The organism is Stenotrophomonas beteli (genome assembly GCF_001431665.1).
In the GTDB taxonomy this organism is placed as follows: Bacteria; Pseudomonadota; Gammaproteobacteria; order Xanthomonadales; family Xanthomonadaceae; genus Stenotrophomonas; species Stenotrophomonas beteli.
The window spans coordinates 153072-175680 of record NZ_LLXV01000013.1; the positions used below are offsets into that span (position 1 = coordinate 153072).

Below are 22609 nucleotides of genomic sequence, written 5' to 3' on the forward strand. Positions count from 1 at the left end.
ATGAGGGAGTTGGGAGCGAGGGCGCGCGCATCGGTGCGCGCCCTGGGGCTGGCGATTGCGTTGGCATTGCCGGGCGTTGTGATGGCGGCCGAGCCAGCCACCACGACTGCGGCGACCGACGTTGCCAGGGCAGCGGGCATGGGCATGGTCACGTTCAACCTGCACCATGACCGCGAGGACTGGCCGAGCCGCCGCCGCACCATTCTGGCCGAGCTCAAGCGCCTGCAACCCGATGCAGTGGCCCTGCAGGAGGTGATCCAGCGCCGCAACGTGCGCAACCAGGCCCAATGGCTGGCCAGCCAGCTGGGCTACCAGTACGTGTTCGTGTCGACCGATCCGGTGGGCGCGCCCAAGCGCTATGGCAATGCGTTGCTGACCCGGCGCCCGATCCTGGCGCGCGGCGATCATCTGCTGCAACCGCTGGATGACTACCGCACGGTGGCTCATCTGCGTATTGATGTCGACGGCCGCCCGGTGAACGTGTACGCGACGCATCTGAACGAGCGCAGCGACGAGCGTGGCCAGCGCATCCGGCGCACCCAGGTGGAGGACCTGCTGCGCTTCATCAGCACCACCTCGGCAGGCGCACCGGTGGTCATCGCCGGCGATTTCAACGCGCTGGTCGATGCCGGAGACCTGAGTGAGCTGCGCAGCCATTACGGTGACAGCTACGGCAGCGTGCATGTCAACACCGACCTGGCCGGGGTCAGCACGTTGAATCGGCACTACTACCAGGCACCGTCGCGGATCGACCACATCTTCTTCCAGCAGGACGCGATGGTCGCGCGCGAAGCGGAGATCCTGTTCGACCAGCCCGATGACAGCGGTCGCTGGGCTTCCGATCACTACGGCGTGTGGTCCCGCCTGCAGTTCGCGCCGAACCCCTGACGGCACGCTTCGGTCGGTGCCAACCTTGGTTGGCACGGATGTGTCCGCGTTCGCTCGAACAACGGCGCCAACCAGGGTTGGCCTCTACCAGAGCGCTGCACGCGCCCGACGCACAAATGGAAACGGCGGGGATCATTGATCCCCGCCGTTTCGTTTTCACGCGATCAAGGAGCGATCAGTTCGCCGGCGGCGCGCGCTTGGCGGCCTCTTCGTCTTCTTCGTCGGCCTTGGCTTCTGCAGCCTGGGCTGCAGCGTCGGCGTGGCCATCGGCGACCGGGTCGATCGACGGCGCCAGCACCGCTTCGGCGACCGGTGCAGCGGCTTCGATCGGCGCGGCTTCCACCGCCACTGGAGCGACCGGCTGTTCGGCGGCCACGACGGGCTCGACGACCGGCTTTGCTTCGACCACCGGTGCAGCCTCAACGGCCACCGGCTTGGCTTCGACCACCGGAGCAGCCTCAACGGCCACCGGCTTGGCTTCGACCACCGGAGCGGCTTCGACCATCTCCGGCTTCGCTTCAACCACCTGCGCAGGCTCGACCGCCACCGGTTTGGCTTCAGCCACCGGCGCAATCGCTTCGATCACCGGCGCGGCAGCGGCGACCGGCTGGACCGGGGTCGCTGCGTCGATGGCGTCGAGCATGCTGGTCTGCACCGGCGAGGACACAGGTCCGGCCTGGGTTGCGGTTTCGACCGGGGCGGGAGCTTCGGCCACGACCGGCGCTGCGGGGGCGACGACGGCGCTGCTCACCACCGCAACCGGTGCGGCAGCCACGGCAGCGGCAGCGCGGGCCGGCTTGTCGGCTTCAACGGTCGCCGGCTCGGCTTCATCATCGAAATCAAACTCCGGCTGCGAGCGCGTCGGCTGCACCACGGCAACCGGCGCAGCCCCGGCGTTGCTGTCGGCAACCTGGTCGGTGCTGTCGCTGTCATCACCTTCGTCAGCGTCATCCTGGTCATCGCCCAGGGCATCGCTGCCGGCGGCGTTCTCGGCGCCACCGCGACGACGACGGCGGCCACCACGACGGCCACGACGACGGCGGGTCGCACCTTCGCCTGCCTGCTCGCCATGGGCGTCGGTTGCAGCCTCTTCACCGGCAACCGCAACCACCTCGGCCTCGCCGGCAGCGGTCTCGACCGGTACTGCGTCCACCGGAGCGGCGGCCACCGGGGCAACCGGGGCGACCGGTGCAGTGGCTTCCTGCGCGGTCACCACGTTGGCGGCGACGGCGTTGGCGGCCACAGCGGCAGCTGCGGTCACTGCGTCGACCGGTGCCTCGGCGGCGCTGCGCTGCGGCTTGTCGGCCGGCTTGTCGCCGTCCTGCTGCTGCGGACGCGGCTGCTTGGGCTGCTTCAGCTTCGGCTGCTGCTGGCCCTGGTTCTGGCCCTGCTGCTCGTTGCGCGGCTTGTTCTGCTGCGGCTGGCCATCCTTCTGCTGCGGCTCCTTCTGCTTGCCCTGCTGCGGCTGCTGCTGGGCATTGCCGTTGTTGCCGTTGCGGCCGTCCTTGCGCTGCTCGCCGCGGTCCTTGCGGTTGCCGCCGTCCTTCTGCTGCTGCGCGTTGCCGTTGCCACCATTGCCACGGTTGTCGTCGCGGCGGTCCTTGCGGTCCTTGTTGCGATCCTTGTTGCGGTCCTTGCGGCCGCCATCCTGTTGCTGGCGTGCCGCCGGCGCTGCCGCCGGGGCCGGCGCCGGTTCGCCACCGAACACGCGCTTGAGCCAGCCGATCACGCCACCGCTCGGGGCCGGTGCCACCGGCGCTGCGGCAACCGGAGCCGGCGCGGCCTTGGCCGGCTCCACGTCCTCGCGCACCGGGGCGGGGGAGGTGTGCTTGACCTGGGTCACCGCCGGCGGCGGGATGTTCAGCTGGCCCTTGGTGAGCGCATGCACCGGCAGCTTGCGCGGGGTGCCACGCTGGTAGCTGGGCTTGTTGCTCTCTTCACCCAGCTCGTTCTCGCGCAGGCGGGTCACGGTGTAGTGCGGGGTGTGCAGCTGCTCGTCGGCAACGATCACGATCGGCGCTTCGTGACGGCGCTCGATCTCGCGCAGCGCGCTGCGCTTCTCGTTCAGCAGGTAGTTGGCGATCTCCACCGGGGCCTGCACCAGCACCTGCCCGGTGTTTTCCTTCATCGCGTGCTCTTCGGCAACGCGGATGATCGACAGCGACAGCGACTCGACGCTGCGCATGCGGCCGTGGCCGTCGCAGCGCGGGCAGACGATCTGGCTGGATTCGCCCAGGCTCGGGCGCAGGCGCTGGCGGCTCATTTCCAGCAGGCCGAAGCGCGAGATGCGGCCGACCTGCACGCGTGCGCGGTCGTACTTCAGCGCATTGGCAAGGCGGTTCTCGACTTCGCGCTGATGCTTGTTGGAGGCCATGTCGATGAAGTCGATCACCACCAGGCCACCGAGGTCGCGCAGGCGCAGCTGGCGGGCCACTTCTTCGGCCGCTTCCAGGTTGGTCTGGAACGCGGTGTCCTCGATGTCGCTGCCCTTGGTGGCGCGCGAGGAGTTCACGTCGACCGCGGTCAGCGCTTCGGTCTGGTCGACCACGATCGAGCCGCCCGACGGCAGGCGCACGTTGCGCTCGTAGGCGCCCTCGATCTGCGATTCGATCTGGAAGCGGTTGAACAGCGGGATGTCGTCCTTGTAATGCTTGAGCTTGCGCAGGGTCTGCGGCATCACCTGCTGCATGAACTCGCGGGCGTGCTCGTACATTTCCTCGGTGTCCACCAGGATCTCGCCGATGTCGGCGCGCAGGTAGTCACGCAGGGCGCGCACGATCAGGCGCGATTCCTGGTAGATCAGGAACGGGGCCGGCTTGCTCAGCGCGGCGTCGGCGATGGCGCGCCAGACATTGAGCAGATAGTCCAGGTCCCACTGCAGCTCTTCGGCATCGCGGCCGACGCCGGCGGTGCGGATGATCACGCCCATGTCGTCGGGGATGTTCAGTTTGTCCAGCGCGTCCTTCAGGGCGGCACGGTCTTCGCCCTCGATCCGACGGGAAACACCGCCGGCGCTGGGCGAGTTCGGCATCAGCACCATGTAGCGGCCGGCCAGCGAGATGAACGTGGTCAGGGCCGCGCCCTTGTTGCCACGCTCTTCCTTGTCGACCTGGACGACGATTTCCTGGCCTTCCTTGAGCAGCTCGCGGATGCCGGCCTTGTTGTGGTCGACGCCGGCCTGGAAGTAGTCGCGGGAGATTTCCTTCAGCGGCAGGAAGCCATGACGGCCACCGCCGTATTCGACGAAGGCCGCTTCCAGCGAGGGCTCGATGCGGAAGATCCGGCCCTTGTAGATGTTGGACTTCTTCTGTTCCTTCGACGGCTGTTCGATGTCGATGTCATACAACGACTGGCCATCCACGATGGCAACACGCAGCTCTTCAGCCTGCGTGGCGTTGATCAGCATTCGCTTCATTGTTGCGTTCCTCGCAAGCGGCTACCGCGCGGAACGCCATGGGGTTTCGCCTCTGGACACGGCTCGCCGCCCATTCGCGCAAGCGCGGGGAGGGCGGCTTGGGTTTCCAGCGCTACGACACCACGGCAGGCCGCGGGAGCGCTTCACTCTTATGGGTTTTGGGTGTTGCAGGGCCGCAGGCAGCTGTCAGCCAGGCTGGAGCGCCACGCGGGACATGTTCAGCACGGTTGCGTGTCAGGCATCCGGCGATGGCCGGGAAGGCCGGTGAGCCGCTAACATGGCCGCCCCGCGGGCGGTGGTCGCGCACTGTGCCGGATTCGTCGGAAGCTGGGCTTCTGGCCCTGAGTAACTTCCAACGAAATCAATCCCTTATCTCGCCCCCCGAGTGTAACAGAATAAACAGCCAGATGACTGCCTCAGACCCCACCCAGCCAGCCGGCGACAAGCCGTCCGTGCGCATGATCACCGTTCCCGACGACCGTGCCGGCCAGCGCCTGGACAATTTCCTGCTGGGCCAGCTCAAGGGCGCCCCGCGCAGCCTGGTCTACAAGCTGGTGCGCAGCGGCCAGGTCCGCGTGAATGGCGGCCGCGCCAAGGCCGAACGCAAGCTGGAGGCGGGCGATGAGGTGCGTGTTCCGCCAGTCCGTCTCACGGAAGAAGGAGACAAGGCGGGCCCACCCGAAGCGTTCATGCGCCGGCTGGAGCGGGCCATCGTCTTCGAGGACGCGCGCCTGCTGGCCCTGAACAAGCCCACCGGCGTGGCCAGCCACGGCGGCAGCGGCATCAGTTTCGGCGCGATCGAGACGCTGCGTGCGCTGCGCCCGGGGCAGACCCTGGAGCTGGTCCACCGGCTGGATCGCGACACCTCAGGCCTGTTGATCGTGGCCAAGAAGCGCTCGGCGCTGAGCGAGCTGCAGGCGCTGTTGCGCGAGGACCACGGCGCCGGCATCCGCAAGCGCTACCTGACCCTGCTGGCCGGGCGCATGCCGGACGGTGTGATGACGGTGGACGCGCCGCTGCACGTGGGCCTGCGCCAGGGCGGCGAGCGCCATGTGCAGGTCAACGCGATCGGCAAGGAATCGATCAGCCACTTCCGGGTGCTGGAGCGCCGCGGTGGCCATTCCTATTGCGAGGTGCGCATCGAGACCGGCCGCACGCACCAGATCCGCGTGCATGCCCAGCATCTGGGGCATCCGGTGGCCGGTGACGACAAGTACGGCGATCCGGCAGTCAACAAGCGGCTTCGTGAGCAGATCGGGCTGAAGCGGTTGTTCCTGCATGCGGCCTCGCTGGAGTTCGCGCTGGACGACGGCAAGACCCCGTATGTGCTCAATGCGCCGTTGGCCGATGAGCTGGCCGAGGCGCTGGACCGCCTGAAGTAAGGAACCCTTGTAGAGTCGAGCCATGCTCGACTGGCGTTCCGCGCGAGCCGACCGGAGAGTAGTCGAGCATGGCTCGACTCTACAGGGCGAGCCGGGAGTCCCTCACCACTTGAACAGCACCAGGCTGATCGCCAGCGTGCCCATGCCCGCCACCAGGCCATAAACGGTTTCGTGGCCCTTGGCGTAGCGCTTGGCCGCTGGCAGCAGCTCATCCAGTGCCAGGAACACCATCACGCCGGCAATCAGCCCGAACACCCAGCCGAAGGTGGCGTGCGACAGCGATCCGGACAGCAGCCAGTAGCCCAGCGCTGCGCCCACCGGCTCGGCCAGGCCGGACAGCAGGCTGGCGCTGAACGCATAGAACTTGTTCTGGGTGGCGAAGTACACCGGCACCGCAATCGCGATGCCCTCGGGAATGTTGTGGATGGCGATGGCGAAGGCCAGCGGCATGCCCACCGACGGGCTTTCCAGGGTCGCGAAGAAGGTCGCCAGCCCTTCCGGGAAATTGTGCGCGGTGATCGCCACCGAGGTCAGCAGCGCGACCCGTTTCAGGTACTCGCGGCTGTTTTCGCGGAACGCAGGGTCCTGCTTGTCGAGGCTGTCATGCGGATTGGGAATGAAGTGATCGATCAGCACGATCACGATCACCCCGGCCAGGAACGCCAGCGTGCCGTAGGTGAAGCCGGTGCGCTCGCCATAGGCCAGAGCGAACGATGCGATGGACTTGTTGAGGATCTCCGACAGCGACACATAGACCATCGCGCCGCCGGCGAAGGCCAGGCCGAACGCCAGCAGGCGCGGATTGGGGCGGCGCGAGAACAACACCAGCAGGCTGCCGATGGCCGTTGCCAGGCCGGCCGCAAGGGTGACAGCGAGCGCGATCCAGATGTTTTCGGGGGGAATCTGCAGCATGTACCGACGCGGTCCTGGTCAACAGACAACCGCCCCGGGCAAGGCCGGGGCGGCGAGAGCGAGGCGGGCGTCGGCGGGCCTCGTCGGGGTGCGCGCGATCAGCCGCCGCGGCGCAGGCGTTCTTCGATCGCGAAGCACTGGTCCGGTTTCGGCTGCGGCGGGTTGAAGCTGACCGGCACCTGGATGGTGGCCGGCACCGCCTGGCCGTTGCGGGTCGCGGCCTTGAACTGCCAGCCCTGCACGGCGGTCCTGGCCAGTTCGTCCAGCTGCGGATTGCCGGCGCCGGTCAGCAGGGCCACCTCGCTGGGCTTGCCGTCGGTTCCGATTGTCACCTTGAAGGTGCTGGTGCCACCCACGCCCATGCACGCCAGTTCAAGCGGGTACTGTGGCGGCGGGGTCTTCACCGCGGCCACTTCGGTCGGCGGCGGCGGCGGCGGTGCCGGCGGCTCGGACGGGCCACAGCCGGACAGGCCGGTCGCAGCAATCAGGGACAGGCTCAGCAGGCGTACGTTCATGGCAGTTGCTCCGTCAGGGCCGAAGTCTTTGCCGCGCAGATGAAGTCGTTCTCGCTCAGGCCGCCCACGTCGTGGGTGGAATAGCGCACGACGGCGCGGTCGTAGTGCACGCCCAGGTCCGGGTGGTGGTCCTCGTGGTGGGCGATCCAGGCCAGCGCGTTCACGAAGGCCATCGTTTCGTAGTAGTTCCTGAAGCGGAAGGTGCGCACCAGCGCCTGGCCGGCCTCGGCCAGCTCCCAGCCCGGCACCTGCGGCAGCAGCTCGGCCAGGCGGGCCTCGCCCAGCTTGTGGTCGCTGCCCTTTCGCGGCACGCAGTGCGCCTGTGCCAGCGGAATCAGGTCGGACATGGGTTCCTCCACCTCGTATTGACTGAACAATGCGCCGGACGGTGTATAAACCGAATGAGCGGCCGACGCTTACTTGGCTAGAATAGCCTGATGATCCAGATCTCCGACACTGCCCAGACCCATTTCCGCAAGCTGATCGAACGCGAGGGCGTGCCCGGCATGGGCGTGCGCCTGAGCGCCGTCGATCCCGGAACCCCGCGTGCCGACGCCCGGCTGGAATTCGCCGAGCCGACCGACCTGCTGGGTGACGAGTGGGCGGTGGACTGCGACGGGTTCACCCTCTACGTCGATGCCGGCAGCGTCGGTTGGCTCGACGGCGCCGAGATCGATATCGTCGCCGGCAGCGCCGGCACCCAGCAGCTGACCATCAAGGCGCCGCGCATCAAGGGCGAAGCGCCCGGCGATGCGGCCTCGCTGGTCGAGCGTGTGCACTGGGTGGTGGAAAACGAGATCAATCCGCAGCTGGCTTCGCATGGTGGCAAGGTGGCCGTGCAGGAAGTCTCGGCCGAAGGCGTGGTGCTGCTGCGCTTCGGTGGCGGTTGCCAGGGCTGCGGCATGGCCGACGTGACCCTCAAGCAGGGTATCGAAAAGACCCTGATGGGACGCGTGCCGGGCGTGACCGCTGTGCGTGACGCGACCGACCACGACAGCGGCCACGCGCCGTACATTCCGCGCGGCAACGCCGCCTGATCGCCGACGCGTGCCTCTGACCCGGGCCGAGCAACTCATCGACCTGCTGCTGGCGCGCCAGCAGCCAGGCACTATCCTCGAAAAGACCACGCGCCTGCCGTATGGCTGGGCGCTGTGGTTGCGCTCACTGGGTCCGCTGCCCAGGCCACTGCACGCCCGTGAGGTGATTGCGGTGCTGCTGCCGCGCCCGCTGCCGGGCCCGCCGGGCCGGCTGCCGGGCTTGTCACCCTGGCAGGCCGTGCGCCGCCTGTTCTGGCAGGACTGGGATGCCGCGCCGCGGGACCAGCGCTGGATGCGCTGGACTTCCGCGCTGGCCAGTGCGCTGCTGCATCTACTGTTCTTTGTTCTGCTGCTGTGGGTGGCGGTGATCCGCACCACGGCGCCGGACGAAGAGGGCGCCGAGGGCGAGCGCGTTCAGGTGGAATTCGTCGGCCGCGCCAGCCAGGAGGGCGGCGGCGATCAGCCAGGCGCTGAAGCGGCTGCGGCCGCGCCGGCCGGTCGGGTTGCGACGGGCCAGGAGGCGGGCGCTGCCACGGCCCCTGCGCCGCGTCCGGTCGCTGCCGAAGCCACCGCCTCATCCCCGGCATCCACGCCGACCGCCAGCGTTCCACCACCGCCGGCCGAAGCCGAGCCGACGCCGGTGGCCGCGCCGCCGCCTTCGCCCGTCCAGGCCACCGACGTGGCGCAGGCCAGCACGGATTTCGTGGTGCCGCCGGTCAGTGTGCCGCGCACCGAAGTCAGCGTCGTACCGCGTGACAGCACACCCGCTGTGCGCGAGCGCAGCGTGCGGCCGGTGCAGGCGCCGCCGACACCAAGCCAGGTGCGTACCCCGGAGCTGGCCGTGCGCACGCCGCAGGTGCGTGACATCCAGGTGCGCGAACGCGAAGTCAGTACGGTCGATGCGCCGGTTGCACCGCAGCCGCTGCGCACGGCCGATGTGCAGGTGCGCGTGCCGCAGCGCGACGTGCAGGTGCGCGAACGTGAAGTGCAGGCCGTGGCCGATCCGCAGGTACGGATGGCGGCGGTGGCCGGGCGTGAGCCCGCCGTACGCGCGACCACTGGCCGCGACGTGCAGGTGCGGGAACGTGAAGTGGCCTCGGCACCGGTGGCAGCGCCGGCATCCTCCAGTGGCAGTGCCACGGCGACGCCTGCGACTGCGGCCCATGGCGGCGCGACGCAGGCGAGCAGCAGCGCGCGCCCGTCAGCATCCAGCAGCACACCGGCAAACGCGGGAGCGCGCCCGGCGCCTGATCCAGGCAACTGGGCGACACCTGCCAAGGGCGATGACTGGGGGGCTTCCAGCCGCAACCGCGACGGCAGCAGCAACGGTGCCCGCCAGGCCAGTACTGCCGGCAAGGGCAGTGGCCTGTTCAATGCCGATGGCAGTGTGCGCGTGCCGGGGCAGGACGGTGAGGGGCATGCCGAGCGCGGTGCGCCTGGTGGCGCCAATGATGGTTGGAGCAGGGAGCGCATTGCCCAGTCGGGCACGTGGTTGAAGCGGCCGCCTTATGACTACACGCCCACCTCGTTCGACAAATACTGGGTACCGCAGGAATCGCTGCTGGCCGAGTGGGTGCGCAAGGGCATCCAGACGATGGAGATTCCCCTGCCGGGAACCAGCACGCGGATTTCCTGCGTGATCTCGATCCTGCAGGCCGGTGGCGGTTGCGGCCTGAGTGATCCGAACATGCAGGACCAGCCGGCCGTGGCGCGCCCGCCGCCGGACATCCCGTTCAAGAAGGACCTGCAGGAAAACAACGGCAGCCGGTAGGCAAGGGGCCACGCCCCACACGCTGGCCGGCTCGCGCTTTGGTGGGTGCCAACCCTGGTTGGCACAGAAATGCCGACCAAGGTCGGCATCCGCCAAGGCAGTGACCTTACGCGCTCTGCGACAGGAACACCCAGAACGGTACGTCGCGGCCGACCCAGTCGCGGCTGGTCTCGTCCATCACGTCCAGCAGGGTGCCGAAGTCCTTCTGCGTGGCGGCCCGCAGTGCGTCCACGTCGGCCAGGAACAGTGCATAGCCGTTGGCCGGCAGCCACTGCAGGTCGCGCAGGTTGTCTGACAGGGCATCCCAGTTGCCGCCGAAGCCGGCCGGGAAATCCAGCTGCGCGGCCAGCCGGGCCAGCAATGTGCGCTTGTCCGCCACGCCTTCCAGATCGATGCGGATCACTTTCAGGCCGGCATCGCGCATCGCCGCGGAAAGCGCGCCGATGTCCTCGCTGTCGATGGCGTAAACGCCGGCATTGTTGATGTCATGCAGGCCGAGGCCGAAATCATCGTGGCTCATCACTGCGCTCCCTGGGCCGGTACGGTGAAGCTGCGGAATGACGCGTAGTGGTCATCGGTGTAGTACCACGCCTCCGGCGGATCGCCGCCGGTGACGATGCGGCGCGTGCCGCGGGTCCGCGCGCCCGGGGTATCGACGGTGTACTCGCGGTAGTAGCCGCGCGGACGCTGCGGCAACTGCTGCTCGCGGTTACCGAAGGTGCTGCCGTCCTGGCGGTGCGGGAACGGGCCGCCGCGCTGGATCAGGGCGATGGTCTGCCGCGCCTCGGCGGGCAGGAACGACGGGAGCCCGCTGGCATCGCCGGCACTTCGCGCCGCCACTGTGCGAGCGGCGGGCGTGCCCTGCAGGTCGGGCGCGAACTGCGGCGCCGGTGGCCGCTGCAGGAAATGGTTGGCGACCAGGCCGAGCAGGAGCAGGGCGATGGCGGTGATCAGCAGCCGGGGGTTGCGCATGGGCAGGGGCGGGCGAGGGTGATGCACGCACTGTAGCGCCTGCGCGCTGCACGGTGCATGAGGAGCGCGACACGTCACTGCCGCGTAACAATTGCCCTGATGCTCACCGGCAGGACGCAATTTCCTTTACATCCCCCTTGGTAATCTGATGGTCTGTCCCCATCATTCACCGCGCACCGCCCGACGCCGTCGGGTGCCCTCGCAATCAGGAGATGCATCATGGCCTACACCCTGCCCAAGCTGTCCTACGCCTACGACGCGCTGGAACCGCATATCGATGCGGCGACGATGGAAATCCATCACACCAAGCATCACCAGACCTACATCAACAACGTCAACGCGGCGCTGGAAGGCACCGAGTACGCTGACCTGCCGGTCGAAGAGCTGGTGAAGAAGCTCAAGTCGCTGCCGGAGAACCTGCAGGGCCCGGTGCGCAACAACGGTGGTGGCCATGCCAACCACTCGCTGTTCTGGACGGTGATGGCGCCCAATGCCGGCGGCAACCCGGTGGGTGACGTGGCCAAGGCCATCGACAAGGACCTGGGCGGCTTCGACAAGTTCAAGGATGCCTTCACCAAGGCGGCGCTGACCCGTTTCGGCAGCGGCTGGGCGTGGCTGAGCGTGACCCCGGACAAGAAGGTCGTGGTCGAGAGCACCGGCAACCAGGACAGCCCGCTGATGGAAGGCAACACCCCCATCCTCGGCCTGGACGTGTGGGAACACGCGTACTACCTGAAGTACCAGAACCGCCGCCCGGAATACATCGGCGCGTTCTTCAACGTCATCGACTGGAACGAAGTCGAGCGCCGTTACCAGGATGCGATTGCCTGATCTGCGTCACTGGATGACTGGATGAAATGAAAAGGCCGGGGGAGACTCCGGCCTTTTCTGTTGCAGCGGTCATCCGCTGGTGCCGGCCGCTGGCCGGCAACCGTGTGGTGCCGGAGGAGCCGGCCAGCGGCCCGCACTACCTAGTCGGCAGACGCCGTATCACCCTGCAGGCGCAGGGTCGCCATCACGCCCAGGCGCAGGCCGGGCAGGTCACCGTCGGCCGGCAGCAGGATCGGCTGCTGGCGGATGCCACCAAAGTGCTTGACCTGGAACAGCACGTCCAGGCCGTGGCCACTGGCGCCGCCCCCACTGGCCGCAGGTGGTTCGGGGCGGCCGCCGGGATTGCGCCGGGCCGGCTGGAAGCCGGGCGTGCTGCGCACCAGTTCCACCGTGGTTGCCGAGAAATCACCGGCGATCAGGCTGGGCATGCCTTCGGCGGTGGCGCCGATCCAGGTCATCAGGTCGCTGGTCTGATGCTGGCGGGCGGCCGTCTCGTCCGGGTCCGGGCGCAACCGCGCCACGTAGATGTTCACCAGCGCCTGGCCCAGCTTCAGGCGCATCATGCCGGCCGCGCTGAACGTGCCCGGGGGATGCAGCAGGGTGACCCCGTCTTCGCTGACCGGCAACCGGGTCAGCATCGCGTTGCCATGCCGCAGCGACTGGCTGGGCGGGTCGGCGGTGACGAAGTCGCAGCTGTAGCGCAGCCGGCTGGCCAGCCAGCAGGCCGGGTTGCGGCCCTGCTGCTGCAGCACCTGCTGCACCGAGATCACGTCCGGCTGCAGTTCGGTGAGCAGCTGCGCGACCTGCTCGCGGCGCAGCTTCCATTGCGCGTCGTCGCGGCTGGGCAGTTCCAGCGCCGCCACCGTCAGCTGGCGTGGCTCGGCGTCCGGGGCGGCAGCGGCCGGCGCCTGTGGCCGCGCCTGAGCCTGCGCCTGCAACGCCAGCACCAGCGCAAGGCAGCTGAGCAGGCGGCGGGCGTGGGTGAGGGAGCGCATAACGATAAGTTTACGCTTTCATCGTGCAGGTGCCGTGACTTCCGGCAGGGCCGGTGTTGCCTGCCATGGTTTGCCACCGTTGTCATGCAGCCCTGCAGCGTGCTTCGCAAGCCCCGGTTCCGGTAACCTTGCGCCTTTCGCTTTGCAGGAATGCCCTACAGGATGAGCCACGACGCAGTCGCCCCCATCGCCGGCCAAGGAAAGATGCCGCGCCAGATCCCGTACATCATCGGCAATGAGGCCTGCGAACGGTTCAGCTTCTACGGGATGCGCAACATCCTGGTGCAGTTCCTGATCACCTCGCTGCTGCTGCAGGAAATCACTGCGGAAGGCCGTGCCGGTGAAGCCAAGGACATCATGCACAGCTTCATGATCGGCGTGTATTTCTTCCCGCTGCTCGGTGGCTGGCTGGCCGACAGGTTCTTCGGCAAATACCACACCATCCTCTGGTTCAGCCTGGTCTACTGCGCCGGCCATCTGTGCCTGGCGCTGTTCGAGAACAGCCGCGAGGGCTTCTTCCTCGGCCTGGGCCTGATCGCCCTGGGTGCCGGTGGCATCAAGCCGCTGGTGGCCTCGTTCATGGGTGACCAGTTCGACCAGAGCAACAAGCACCTGGCCAAGATCGTCTTCGACGCCTTCTACTGGATCATCAACTTCGGCTCGCTGTTCGCCTCGCTGCTGATCCCGCTGGTGCTGAAGAACTGGGGCCCGCAGTGGGCGTTCGGCATCCCGGGCATCCTGATGTTCGTGGCCACCTTCGTGTTCTGGCTGGGCCGCAAGCGCTACGTGCTGGTGCCGCTGCCGCCGAAGGATCCGCATTCGTTCGCCAACGTGGTGCGCACCGCGCTGACCGCACGCGTGGCCGGCCAGGGCCGTCCAGGCCTGGTGATCGCTACGCTCGGCCTGGTGCTGGCGGTGGCGTCGTTCGGCCTGGTGGGCTCGCTGGGCATCGTGATCTGCCTGTGCCTGGCGCTGGTGGCGATCCTGGCGGGCATCGGTGGCGGCACCTGGCTGCAGCTGGACCGCGCCCGTGGCCAGCATCCGGCCGAAGCGGTCGAAGGCGTGCGCTCGGTGCTGCGCGTGCTGGTGATCTTCGCGCTGACCACGCCGTTCTTCTCGCTGTTCGACCAGAAGGCCTCGACCTGGGTCCTGCAGGGCCAGCAGATGCAGATGCCGAGCTGGTTCACCGCCTCGCAGATGCAGGCGCTGAACCCGCTGCTGGTGATGATCCTGATCCCGTTCAACAACCTGGTGCTGTACCCGGCGCTGCGCCGCTTCGGCTTCGAGCCGACCGCGCTGCGCCGCATGACCGCCGGCATCGCCTTCAGCGGCCTGGCCTGGATCGTCATCGGTGGCATCCAGGTGGTGATGGACGGTGGCAATGCCATGTCGATCTTCTGGCAGATCCTGCCGTATGCGCTGCTGACCTTCGGTGAGGTGCTGGTCTCGGCCACCGGCCTGGAGTTCGCCTACAGCCAGGCGCCGCAGGCGATGAAGGGCGTGGTGATGAGCTTCTGGAACCTGACCACCACCATCGGCAACCTGTGGGTGCTGCTGTCCAACGCGGCGGTGCGCAACGATGCGGTGACCCACCAGATTGCCGGTACCGGGCTGAGCGAGGCCGCCTTCCTGATGTTCTTCTTCGCCGGCTTTGCCTTCATCGCGGCGTTGGCATTCGGTTGGTATGCGAAACGCTATCGTATGGTCGACAACTACCGCAGCGCCTGAGCCTGAGATGACCCCTGTCAATCTACTGTTGATCGCCATCACCGCCATCCTGTCCTGGATGGCGTTCAACAACCGCAAGCTGGCCGACCGGCTGATCCTGTGGCCGCCGGCCATCGACCGTCACCGCCAGTACGACCGGCTGGTGACCTATGGCTTCATCCACGCCGACTGGTCGCACCTGATCTTCAACATGATCACCCTGTTCTTCTTCGGTGGATTCATCGAAGGGGTGATGGTGCAGCTGACCGGCAGCTACCTGACCTACCCGGCGTTCTATATCGGCGCGCTGCTGGTCTCGATCCTGCCCAGCTACCTGAAGAACCAGAAGAACCCGAACTACCTCAGCCTGGGGGCGTCCGGTGCGGTGTCGGCGGTGCTGTTCGCCTTCATCCTGATCAAGCCGTGGTCGATCATCCTGGTGTTCTTCATCCCGGCACCGGCGATCATCTACGCCGCGTTCTATGTCGGCTACAGCATCTGGATGGACAAGCGTGGTGGCGACCGCATCAACCACAGTGCGCACCTGGCAGGCGCCGCGTTCGGCGTGATCTTCATGCTGGCCATGCAGCCGAGCATCTTCAGCCACTTCCTGCGCGAACTGTCCAACCCGACCTTCCGCCTCGGCGGCGGTTGAGGGGCCGGGGTCGGATCCGCTGGGTCCGACCCCGGGGCAGGGCGTCCGCGCCTGCTCAGGCCCGGGTCTGCTGGCCGTAGGTATCGAGCAGGCGGGCGAACACTTCCTCGCCGATGCGCTGGAAATCCTGGTCTTCGGTCTGCCCTTCCACCGCCAGTTGCAGCAGCCCCTCAAGCAGGGCGTGGTCGGTGTCCGAATGGGTGTCGCTGGGGTGCATGGAAGCCTCCGCGGGGGTGCGCATGATCAACGTTCGCAAGGGTCGTGCCAGCCAGGCCAGACCCCTCCACAGGCGATAGCGGCCGCCCCGGCTCGAGCTTGAGGGTCGAAAAGTGACGTGAACGGACCGGACTTGCCCCTGTTCAGGCTTCACGCGATCATGGCGCCCGGCTGCGCACCATCCACGCAGTCGCCGCAGGAGACAGTTCCATGGCTTCGGTCACGCCCCCCGGTCTGGCCTACGAGGTCGAGCACGACCTGGCCAACCACCGCTTCACCGCTCGTGTGCGAGGACAGCTGGCGGTACTGGACTACCAGATCAAGCGCAGGCGCATGGTCATCACCCACACCGAAGTGCCCGAGCCGATCGCTGGCCGTGGCATTGCCGGTGAGCTGACCCGCGTCGCGCTGCGCTTTGCCCGCGAACAGAAGTACAAGGTGGTGCCGGCATGTTCGTATGCCGAAGCCTTCCTGCAGCGGCACGAGGAGTATCACGACCTGCTGGTGGGCTGAGCGCCAGCGGGCCACGCTTCAGCCAGGGCAGGCGATGATGAACAAACATGAACAGGGGATCCCGATGAAGATTGGAAACAACCGGCCACTGCACGGCAGCGTGCTGGCCGGCGTGGTGGGCGTGCTGTTGCTGGCCGGTTGCCAGCGTGAAAGCGAGCCGGCGCCGGTGACCGACGCGGCGCCCGCCGCCGAAGCCACCGCCGCCGGCGAGGCGCCGGCCACGGAAGCGCCGCTGGACCTGCGCGACGTGATCGAGAACAACGAACGTGAGGTTGTGGGCATCAGCTACCCGGCCGGCATCGACCGCTATCCGGGCCTGGCCCGCGCGCTGCAGAGCTATGCGACGAGTGCACGCAGTGACCTGCAGCAGGCGCTGGACGGCCTGGGCAACGACAAGCCGACCATGCCCTACGAGCTGTCGCTGAGCTTCGAGAAGCTGCTGGAAACGCCGCAGCTGGTGGTGGTCAGCGCCGATGGCAGCCGCTACACCGGTGGCGCCCACGGCGAACCGCTGGTGGCGCGCTTCGTGTGGCTGCCGCAGCAGCAGCAGATGCTCAGTGCCGACAAGCTGGTGGCCGATGCCAAGGGCTGGAAGGCGATCAGTGATTTCGTCGCCGACCAGCTGCGTGAGCGCGTGGCCACCCGCCTCAGCGGCGAGGACATGGACCCGGCCCAGCTCCAGGAATCGCTACGTAACGCATCGCGCATGATCGCCGACGGGACCGGCCCCCAGGCCGACAATTTCAGCCAGTTCCAGCCGCTGACCGACGACAAGGGGCAGATCACCGCGCTGCGCTTTGTGTTCCCGCCGTACCAGGTGGGTCCATACTCGGACGGCACCCAGACCGCCGACGTGCCGGCGGCGGTGTTGTTGCCGCACGTGGCCAAGGACTACGTGGAGCTGTTCGCACGCGGTTGACCGCAGTCGAGGAGGTGGCGTGGATACAGGGTTGCAGGAGCGGGTCGCCGGCCTGCTGCGCGAAGCCGGGGTCCGCATCGGCGGTACCCAGCCACAGGACATCCAGGTGCATGACCCGCGCTTCTTCGCGCGGGTCATGGCGCACGGCTCGCTTGGCCTCGGCGAGAGCTACATGGATGGCTGGTGGGATGCCACCGTCCTGGATGAATTCCTTGTCCACCTGATGCAGGCGCACCTGGACGAACGGGTACACGGTTGGCGCGAAGTGGCCGATGCACTGAAGGCGCGGCTGTTCAACCTGCAGGCCGGGCAGGGCAGCTACGAAGTGGGCCGCCGCCACTACGACCTCGGCAACGATCTCTACCAGGCCATGCTCGGCCAGCGCCTGGTCTACAGCTGTGGCTACTGGCGCAATGCCGACGATCTCGACGCCGCGCAGGAAGCCAAGCTCGACCTGGTCTGCCGCAAGCTGGGCCTGCGCCCGGGCCAGCGCGTGCTGGACATCGGCTGTGGCTGGGGCGAAGCGCTGAAGTTCGCTGCCGAGCGCTATGGCGTCAGCGGTGTCGGCGTGACCATCTCGCAGGAGCAGGCCGACTTCGCCCGCGAGCTGTGTGCCGGCCTGCCGATCGAGATCCGACTGCAGGACTATCGCGAACTGGATGAGCCGTTCGATGCGATCTTCTCGATCGGCATGTTCGAGCATGTTGGCGACAAGAACTACGCCAGCTTCTTCGAGGTGGCCAGGCGCTGCCTGTCGCCGCGTGGCCTGCTGCTGTTGCACACCATCGGCACCAACATCTCGCGGCACCGTACCGATCCGTGGATCGCGCGCTACATCTTCCCCAACTCGATGCTGCCGTCGGCGGTGCAGATCACCCGGGCGTTCGAAGGGCGTTTCGTGCTGGAGGACTGGCACAACTTCGGCACCGATTACGACCTGACCCTGCAGGCCTGGCGGCGCAACGTAGAGGCGGCGTGGCCACGACTGGACGCGCGTTACGACGAGCATTTCCGGCGCATGTGGCGGTTCTACCTGGCCGGGTCGATGGCCACCTTCCGTTGCCGGCATGCGCAGCTGTGGCAGCTGGTGCTGTCGCCGGAAGGCGTGCCGGGTGGGTACGTGGCGCCGCGCTAAGGGTGCGCTTCGGGGTAGATCAGGCTGGATGCGACATTCACTGACGCCAGATCCGGGTGTTGCACGGTCTGCTCTGCGCAAGAGCGTCGTCGACGCTAAGCTGCTGGGTCGGCGGCACTACCGCATTCCTGAAGGCGTTGCAGCATGGGTTGGGACATCACCTACCATCCAGTCGCGGATTCGGAGATCCGTGATCTCTATTTCCGTGCGCTGGAGGACGTGACGGTGGTCGAGGCGCTGCAGCAGCAGTTCCAGATCGAGCCGTTCTACATGGAGCAGTTGCAGGATCGCATCGACGAGGCTCGCTCGATCAACGCGGAAGTGCCTTTCGAGAAAGGACACGCGTTGTACCTGGCGATCGTGGCCGGTCACCTGCGCCGGTATCATTACCTTCGCGGGAGCGCCCTTTCGCTCTTCATCGACGACCCCGTGGTTGCCCGTTATTTCGCGGACTGGCGGCAACTGGTACCGCCGCAGTGGGCGGACGCCGCTGCCGGCAACCACCTGCACGAGAACTATGGTGGTGGTGTGTTCATCACGCATGGCCGGCTGAGGCAGATGCGCGCGGACTACGCCGGGGACAATGCACTGCGTGCGCGTCTGGACGAGCTGTTCTCCGATGGTCGACTGGTGGTGTTCTGGGCGGTGGTCGACGACGCCATCGCCAGGGGATGCGGATTGCTGGAAGCAAGCGAGGTGGTTGAGCCGAACCCAATGGACCTCAATGCATCGACCAGCATGAGCAATCTGCTCAACTGCGCCCCCGATGGCGCGTTGCTGTACGCGGAGGCCGCCGCGGCCCAACTGCAGGAGTTCCTGGGCGCCGATACCTCTCCTGCAGGTGCTCCAAAAAGACGATGGTGGGAGCGGCTGTTCAGGCGGTGACCGGAGATCATCCACGGATGGGGTGGGATCTACCGGGACTGCAGTAGATCCACGCCATGCGTGGATGACCCAACAAAAAACCGCCCGGTCTCCCGGGCGGTTTTCGTTTCACGCTACCGCACCGGCGATCAGTTGCCGGCGCCGGTCAGGCCACGCTTTTCCAGCAGCGGTTCGATCTGCGGCTCGTGGCCGGCGAAATCGCGGAACAGCTGCATCGCATCCACGCTTCCGCCCTTGGACAGCAGGGTGGCGCGGAAGTGGTCGCCGTTCTTGCGGCTCAGGCCGCCGTTGTCCTTGAACCACTTCTGGGTATTGGCGTCGAGCACTTCCGACCAGATGTAGGCGTAGTAGCCGGCCGAGTAGCCGCCCATGATGTGGCTGAAGTACGGGGTCTTGTAGCGCGGCGGAACCGGCGCGTAGTAGATGCCGTCCTTCTCCAGCGCGGCGCGCTCGAAGGCCATCACGTCCTTGGCCGCCGGCACCTGGTCCGGGCCGATCTGGTGCCAGTTCTGGTCCAGCATCGCCGCGCCCAGGTACTCGGTGGTGGCGAAGCCCTGGTTGAACTTCGAGGCGGCGATCACCTTGTCCAGCAGGGCCTGCGGCATCGCGCTGCCATTCTGGTAGTGCTTGGCATAGTTCTTCAGGATGACCGGGTTGTCCGCCCACATTTCGTTGACCTGCGAGGGAAACTCGACGAAGTCACGCGGCACCGAGGTGCCGGAGAAGTAGGGGTACTTCACGTTGGAGAACATGCCGTGCAGCGCGTGGCCGAACTCATGGAACGTGGTGCTCACTTCGTCCCAGGTCAGCAGGGTCGGCTGGCCGGCCGGCGGCTTCGGGATGTTCAGGTGGTTGGCCACCACCGGCTTGAAGCCGGTCAGCTTCGACTGCGACACGTACGAGTTCATCCACGCACCGCCACGCTTGGAGGCGCGTGCATACGGATCGAAGATGAAGATCGCCAGCTGGCTGCCATCGGCGTCGAACACATCGTAGACGGTCACGTCGTCGTGGTAGACCGGCAGGTCGGTGCGCTGCTTGAAGGTCAGGCCGAATTCCAGGTTGGCGGCATGGAACACGCCGTTCTCCAGCACGTTCTTCAGTTCGAAGTACGGCTTGAGCTGCGATTCGTCGAAGTTGTACTTGGCCTGGCGCACCTTCTCGCTGTAGAAGGCCCAGTCCCACGGTTCCAGCTTGAACGTCGGCTTGCCGGCCGCCTTCTGTTCCTGGTCGATCATCGCCTGCAGGTCGGCGGCTTCACGCTTGGCATTGGCCACTGCGGCCGGGGCCAGCTTGCCCAGCATCGCGTTGACCGCTTCGGGGGTCTTGGCGGTCTGGTTGGTCAGGTTGTAGGCGGCGAAGTTCGGGAAGCCCATCAGCTTGGCCTTGTCGGCGCGCAGCTGCATGATGCGCGAGACCAGTGCGGTGTTGTCGAACTCGCCACCGCGGCTGCCACGGCTGACCGAGGCTTCGTAGATCTTCTGGCGCAGGGCGCGGTTGGCCAGGTTGGTCAGCGGCGGCTGGCCGGTGGTGTTGAGCAGGGTGATCACGTACTTGCCTTCCAGGCCACGGGCCTTGGCGGCTTCGGCGGCGGCCGCGATCTGCTCCTTGGACAGGCCGGCCAGTTCCTTGACGTCATCGACGGTAATCGCCGAGGCGTTCACTTCCGACTGCACGTTCTGGCTGAACTTGGTGCCCAGGTTGGCCAGCTCGGCGTTCATTTCCTTCAGCTTGGCCTTGTCGGCGTCGGACAGCTTGGCGCCGGCGCGCACGTAGTTGTCGTAGTACTTCTCGACCAGGCGCACGCCTTCGGCGTCCAGGCCCAGCTGGCTGCGGGTGTCGTACAGCGCCTGGATGCGCGCGAACAGCTTGCCGTTCAGCGCGATCGCATCGCTGTGCGCGGCGAACCTGGCCGAGTAGTCGGCCTGCAGCTTCTTGCGGGTGTCGTTGGTGTCGGCGCCCACCAGGCTGAAGAACACGGTGGTGGCGCGGTCAAGGACGTCACCGCTCTTTTCCAGGGCGATGATGGTGTTGTCGAAGGTCGGCTTGGCCTTGTTGTTGGCGATCGCTTCCACTTCCTTCAGCTGCTGCGCCATGCCGGCGTCGAAGGCCGGGGCGAAATCGCTGTCCTTGATCTTGTCGAACTGCGGGAAGTGCAGGGGCAGTGGGCTTTCGGCGAAGAACGGATTGGCCTGCTGGGCGGCGGTGCTGGCGGCCGGGGTGGCGGCGCCGGCCGAGAAGGCGGGCAGGGCAAGGCCGAGGGACATGGCCACGGCAAGGGCAAGGCGAGTGGTCAAGGTAGGAACTCCGGTAAGGCAAACAAGGTTCCGAGGGTAACCCGGCCGGTTGCGCGCCCACTTGTGTCAAAAGGCATGTTGGCAGCGCCCTCCCGATGGCTGGCTGCCGGATGCGTGGCTCCCCCGGTACCATGCGGGTGTCCTCTCCCCCCGGGCTCTCCGTCATGACCACCGCCTACGATTTCAGCTTCCGCGACCTGGAGGGCCAGCCGCAGGCGCTGGCCCGGTACCAGGGCCAGCCGCTGCTGCTGGTCAACGTCGCCAGTCGCTGTGGCTTCACCCCGCAGTACACCGGGCTGGAACAGCTGTGGCAGGACTATCGCGAGCGCGGCCTGGTGGTGATCGGCTTTCCCTGCAACCAGTTCGGCGCGCAGGAGCCCGGCGATGCCGCGCAGATCCGCCAGTTCTGTTCGCTGGACTATCCGGTCAGCTTCCCGCTGTCGGAGAAGATCCAAGTCAACGGCAAGGGCGCTGATCCCTTGTGGGGCTGGCTGTCACGCCAGAAGCGCGGCCTGCTGGGCAGTACCCGCATCAAATGGAATTTCAGCAAGTTCCTGGTCGACCGCCAGGGGCAGGTAGCGGCGCGCTTTGCGCCCACCACCAGGCCGGAACAGCTGCGCAGCGCGATCGAAGCGGTGTTGTAGCGCCGAGCCGATGCTCGGCTGCTTGTCCGGCCGGCATTGAGGGCGCGCGGTGTGCGAGAGCCGAGCGTGGGCTCGGCTCTACCGCTGCAACGCCTTACTTCTCGACGAAGGCGCGTTCGAACACGTAGTGGCCCGGCTGGCCGATGCGCGGCGACACCTGGAAGCCACGAGCGTCGAGCACCGAGCGCAGGTCGGCCAGCATCTGCGGGCTGCCGCAGATCATCGCGCGGTCGTTTTCCGGGCTCAGCTCCGGCAGGCCGAGCGTGCGCTGCATCTCGCCGCTTTCCATCAGCGAGGTCAGGCGGCCCTGGTTGGCAAACGGTTCGCGGGTGACGGCCGGGTAGTACAGCAGCTTGTCGCCGATCATCTCGCCGAGGAACTCGTGCTCACGCAGTTCCTTCTCGAAGTAGTCGCGGTAGGCCAGGTCCTTTTCATAGCGCACGCCGTGGCAGAGGATCACCTTCTCGAAGCGCTCGTAGGTCTCCGGATCCTTGATGACCGACAGCCACGGTGCCATGCCGGTGCCGGTGCCCAGCAGGTACAGGTTCCTGCCGGGGTGCAGGTCGCTGATCAGCAGGGTGCCGGTGGGCTTCTTGCCGACCAGCACCTTGTCGCCCGGCTTGATGTGCTGCAGGCGCGAGGTCAGCGGGCCGTCCTGCACCTTGATGCTGAAGAACTCCAGGTGCTCTTCCCAGTTGGCGCTGGCGATGGAATAGGCGCGCAGCAGCGGGCGCGCCTCGGTTTCCAGGCCGATCATCACGAACTGGCCGTTCTCGAAGCGGAAGCCGCTGTCGCGAGTGGTGGTGAAACTGAAGTAGGCGTCGGTCCAGTGACGGACCTCAAGCACCGTTTCGGCGCCGAAAGCGGAGGACATGGGCGTATCTATCGGAAAGTCGTCGGGGTAATTCTATCTCAAATGA

At 66.9% G+C, this 22609-nt stretch carries 22 protein-coding genes; 12 read left to right on the forward strand and 10 right to left on the reverse strand.

Annotated elements, in window-relative coordinates:
* Window positions 1–888: an endonuclease/exonuclease/phosphatase family protein gene (locus ARC23_RS01495; RefSeq protein WP_057495578.1), complete on the forward strand. Its 888-nt coding sequence runs from the start codon at window positions 1–3 to the stop codon at window positions 886–888.
* A gap of 175 nt (window positions 889–1063) precedes the next feature.
* On the opposite strand, the gene rne is transcribed toward ARC23_RS01495, so the two are convergent.
* Window positions 1064–4303, reverse strand: coding sequence for a ribonuclease E (rne, locus tag ARC23_RS01500; RefSeq protein WP_057495579.1), 3240 nt, complete (start codon window positions 4301–4303; stop codon window positions 1064–1066).
* 407 nt (window positions 4304–4710) lie between these two features.
* On the opposite strand from rne, the gene ARC23_RS01505 reads away from it, so the two are divergent.
* Window positions 4711–5685, forward strand: coding sequence for an RluA family pseudouridine synthase (locus ARC23_RS01505; RefSeq protein WP_057495580.1), 975 nt, complete (start codon window positions 4711–4713; stop codon window positions 5683–5685).
* A 102-nt stretch (window positions 5686–5787) separates the two neighbouring features.
* Here ARC23_RS01505 and zupT read toward each other — a convergent pair whose 3' ends face one another.
* From zupT to ARC23_RS01520, 3 genes are all read right to left on the reverse strand, one after another.
* A complete protein-coding gene (gene zupT, locus ARC23_RS01510) occupies window positions 5788–6597 on the reverse strand; it encodes a zinc transporter ZupT (RefSeq protein WP_057495581.1) in 810 nt (269 codons plus the stop codon).
* Window positions 6598–6695: 98 nt separating this feature from the next.
* Window positions 6696–7112, reverse strand: a complete 417-nt coding sequence (locus ARC23_RS01515) for an energy transducer TonB (RefSeq protein WP_057495582.1) — start codon at window positions 7110–7112, stop codon at window positions 6696–6698.
* Window positions 7109–7459, reverse strand: a complete 351-nt coding sequence (locus ARC23_RS01520; protein WP_057495583.1) for a 4a-hydroxytetrahydrobiopterin dehydratase — start codon at window positions 7457–7459, stop codon at window positions 7109–7111. The genes ARC23_RS01515 and ARC23_RS01520 overlap by 4 nt, the downstream gene beginning before the upstream one ends.
* A gap of 90 nt (window positions 7460–7549) precedes the next feature.
* Here ARC23_RS01520 and ARC23_RS01525 point away from each other — a divergent pair, with 90 nt between their 5' ends.
* On the forward strand, window positions 7550–8149 hold the full coding sequence (locus tag ARC23_RS01525) for an NfuA family Fe-S biogenesis protein (protein ID WP_005410314.1): 600 nt from the start codon (window positions 7550–7552) through the stop codon (window positions 8147–8149).
* 10 nt (window positions 8150–8159) lie between these two features.
* The gene (locus tag ARC23_RS01530) at window positions 8160–9920 is read left to right on the forward strand and encodes a hypothetical protein (RefSeq protein WP_057495584.1); all 1761 of its coding nucleotides are present in this window, start codon (window positions 8160–8162) and stop codon (window positions 9918–9920) included.
* 106 nt (window positions 9921–10026) lie between these two features.
* Here the strand turns inward: ARC23_RS01530 and ARC23_RS01535 are convergent, their stop codons facing one another.
* Together ARC23_RS01535 and ARC23_RS01540 are read right to left on the reverse strand one after the other, a co-directional pair.
* A complete protein-coding gene (locus ARC23_RS01535; RefSeq protein ID WP_057495585.1) occupies window positions 10027–10440 on the reverse strand; it encodes a barstar family protein in 414 nt (137 codons plus the stop codon).
* The gene (locus ARC23_RS01540; protein WP_057495586.1) at window positions 10440–10892 is read right to left on the reverse strand and encodes a guanyl-specific ribonuclease; all 453 of its coding nucleotides are present in this window, start codon (window positions 10890–10892) and stop codon (window positions 10440–10442) included. The genes ARC23_RS01535 and ARC23_RS01540 overlap by 1 nt, the downstream gene beginning before the upstream one ends.
* A 219-nt stretch (window positions 10893–11111) precedes the next feature.
* Here ARC23_RS01540 and ARC23_RS01545 point away from each other — a divergent pair, with 219 nt between their 5' ends.
* Complete coding sequence (locus ARC23_RS01545; protein ID WP_049458515.1) at window positions 11112–11723, forward strand: superoxide dismutase; 612 nt, start codon at window positions 11112–11114, stop codon at window positions 11721–11723.
* Window positions 11724–11863: 140 nt separating this feature from the next.
* Here ARC23_RS01545 and ARC23_RS01550 read toward each other — a convergent pair whose 3' ends face one another.
* Window positions 11864–12718 (reverse strand): endonuclease/exonuclease/phosphatase family protein, encoded by an 855-nt coding sequence (locus tag ARC23_RS01550; RefSeq protein WP_057495587.1) that lies wholly within the window; start codon window positions 12716–12718, stop codon window positions 11864–11866.
* 162 nt (window positions 12719–12880) lie between these two features.
* Here ARC23_RS01550 and ARC23_RS01555 point away from each other — a divergent pair, with 162 nt between their 5' ends.
* Together ARC23_RS01555 and ARC23_RS01560 are read left to right on the forward strand one after the other, a co-directional pair.
* Window positions 12881–14446: a POT-type proton-dependent oligopeptide transporter gene (locus ARC23_RS01555; protein ID WP_057495588.1), complete on the forward strand. Its 1566-nt coding sequence runs from the start codon at window positions 12881–12883 to the stop codon at window positions 14444–14446.
* A 7-nt stretch (window positions 14447–14453) separates the two neighbouring features.
* Window positions 14454–15080 (forward strand): rhomboid family intramembrane serine protease, encoded by a 627-nt coding sequence (locus ARC23_RS01560; RefSeq protein WP_057495589.1) that lies wholly within the window; start codon window positions 14454–14456, stop codon window positions 15078–15080.
* Between the two features lie 55 nt (window positions 15081–15135).
* Here ARC23_RS01560 and ARC23_RS21035 read toward each other — a convergent pair whose 3' ends face one another.
* Entirely contained in the window at window positions 15136–15297 is a 162-nt protein-coding gene (locus tag ARC23_RS21035) for a hypothetical protein (protein WP_181358714.1), read from the reverse strand.
* Window positions 15298–15506: 209 nt separating this feature from the next.
* On the opposite strand from ARC23_RS21035, the gene ARC23_RS01565 reads away from it, so the two are divergent.
* From ARC23_RS01565 to ARC23_RS01580, 4 genes are all read left to right on the forward strand, one after another.
* Window positions 15507–15809, forward strand: a complete 303-nt coding sequence (locus tag ARC23_RS01565; RefSeq protein WP_006455911.1) for a GNAT family N-acetyltransferase — start codon at window positions 15507–15509, stop codon at window positions 15807–15809.
* A 37-nt stretch (window positions 15810–15846) separates the two neighbouring features.
* Window positions 15847–16728, forward strand: coding sequence for a DUF3298 and DUF4163 domain-containing protein (locus tag ARC23_RS01570; RefSeq protein WP_057495607.1), 882 nt, complete (start codon window positions 15847–15849; stop codon window positions 16726–16728).
* Window positions 16729–16747: 19 nt separating this feature from the next.
* Window positions 16748–17863: a cyclopropane fatty acyl phospholipid synthase gene (gene cfa / locus ARC23_RS01575; protein ID WP_057495590.1), complete on the forward strand. Its 1116-nt coding sequence runs from the start codon at window positions 16748–16750 to the stop codon at window positions 17861–17863.
* A gap of 144 nt (window positions 17864–18007) precedes the next feature.
* Window positions 18008–18748, forward strand: coding sequence for a hypothetical protein (locus ARC23_RS01580; RefSeq protein ID WP_057495591.1), 741 nt, complete (start codon window positions 18008–18010; stop codon window positions 18746–18748).
* Window positions 18749–18876: 128 nt separating this feature from the next.
* Here ARC23_RS01580 and ARC23_RS01585 read toward each other — a convergent pair whose 3' ends face one another.
* On the reverse strand, window positions 18877–21045 hold the full coding sequence (locus ARC23_RS01585; protein ID WP_057495592.1) for a M3 family metallopeptidase: 2169 nt from the start codon (window positions 21043–21045) through the stop codon (window positions 18877–18879).
* Between the two features lie 164 nt (window positions 21046–21209).
* On the opposite strand from ARC23_RS01585, the gene ARC23_RS01590 reads away from it, so the two are divergent.
* On the forward strand, window positions 21210–21689 hold the full coding sequence (locus ARC23_RS01590; RefSeq protein WP_057495593.1) for a glutathione peroxidase: 480 nt from the start codon (window positions 21210–21212) through the stop codon (window positions 21687–21689).
* A gap of 94 nt (window positions 21690–21783) precedes the next feature.
* Here the strand turns inward: ARC23_RS01590 and ARC23_RS01595 are convergent, their stop codons facing one another.
* Window positions 21784–22563 (reverse strand): ferredoxin--NADP reductase, encoded by a 780-nt coding sequence (locus ARC23_RS01595; RefSeq protein WP_057495594.1) that lies wholly within the window; start codon window positions 22561–22563, stop codon window positions 21784–21786.
* Window positions 22564–22609 lie beyond the last annotated feature (46 nt).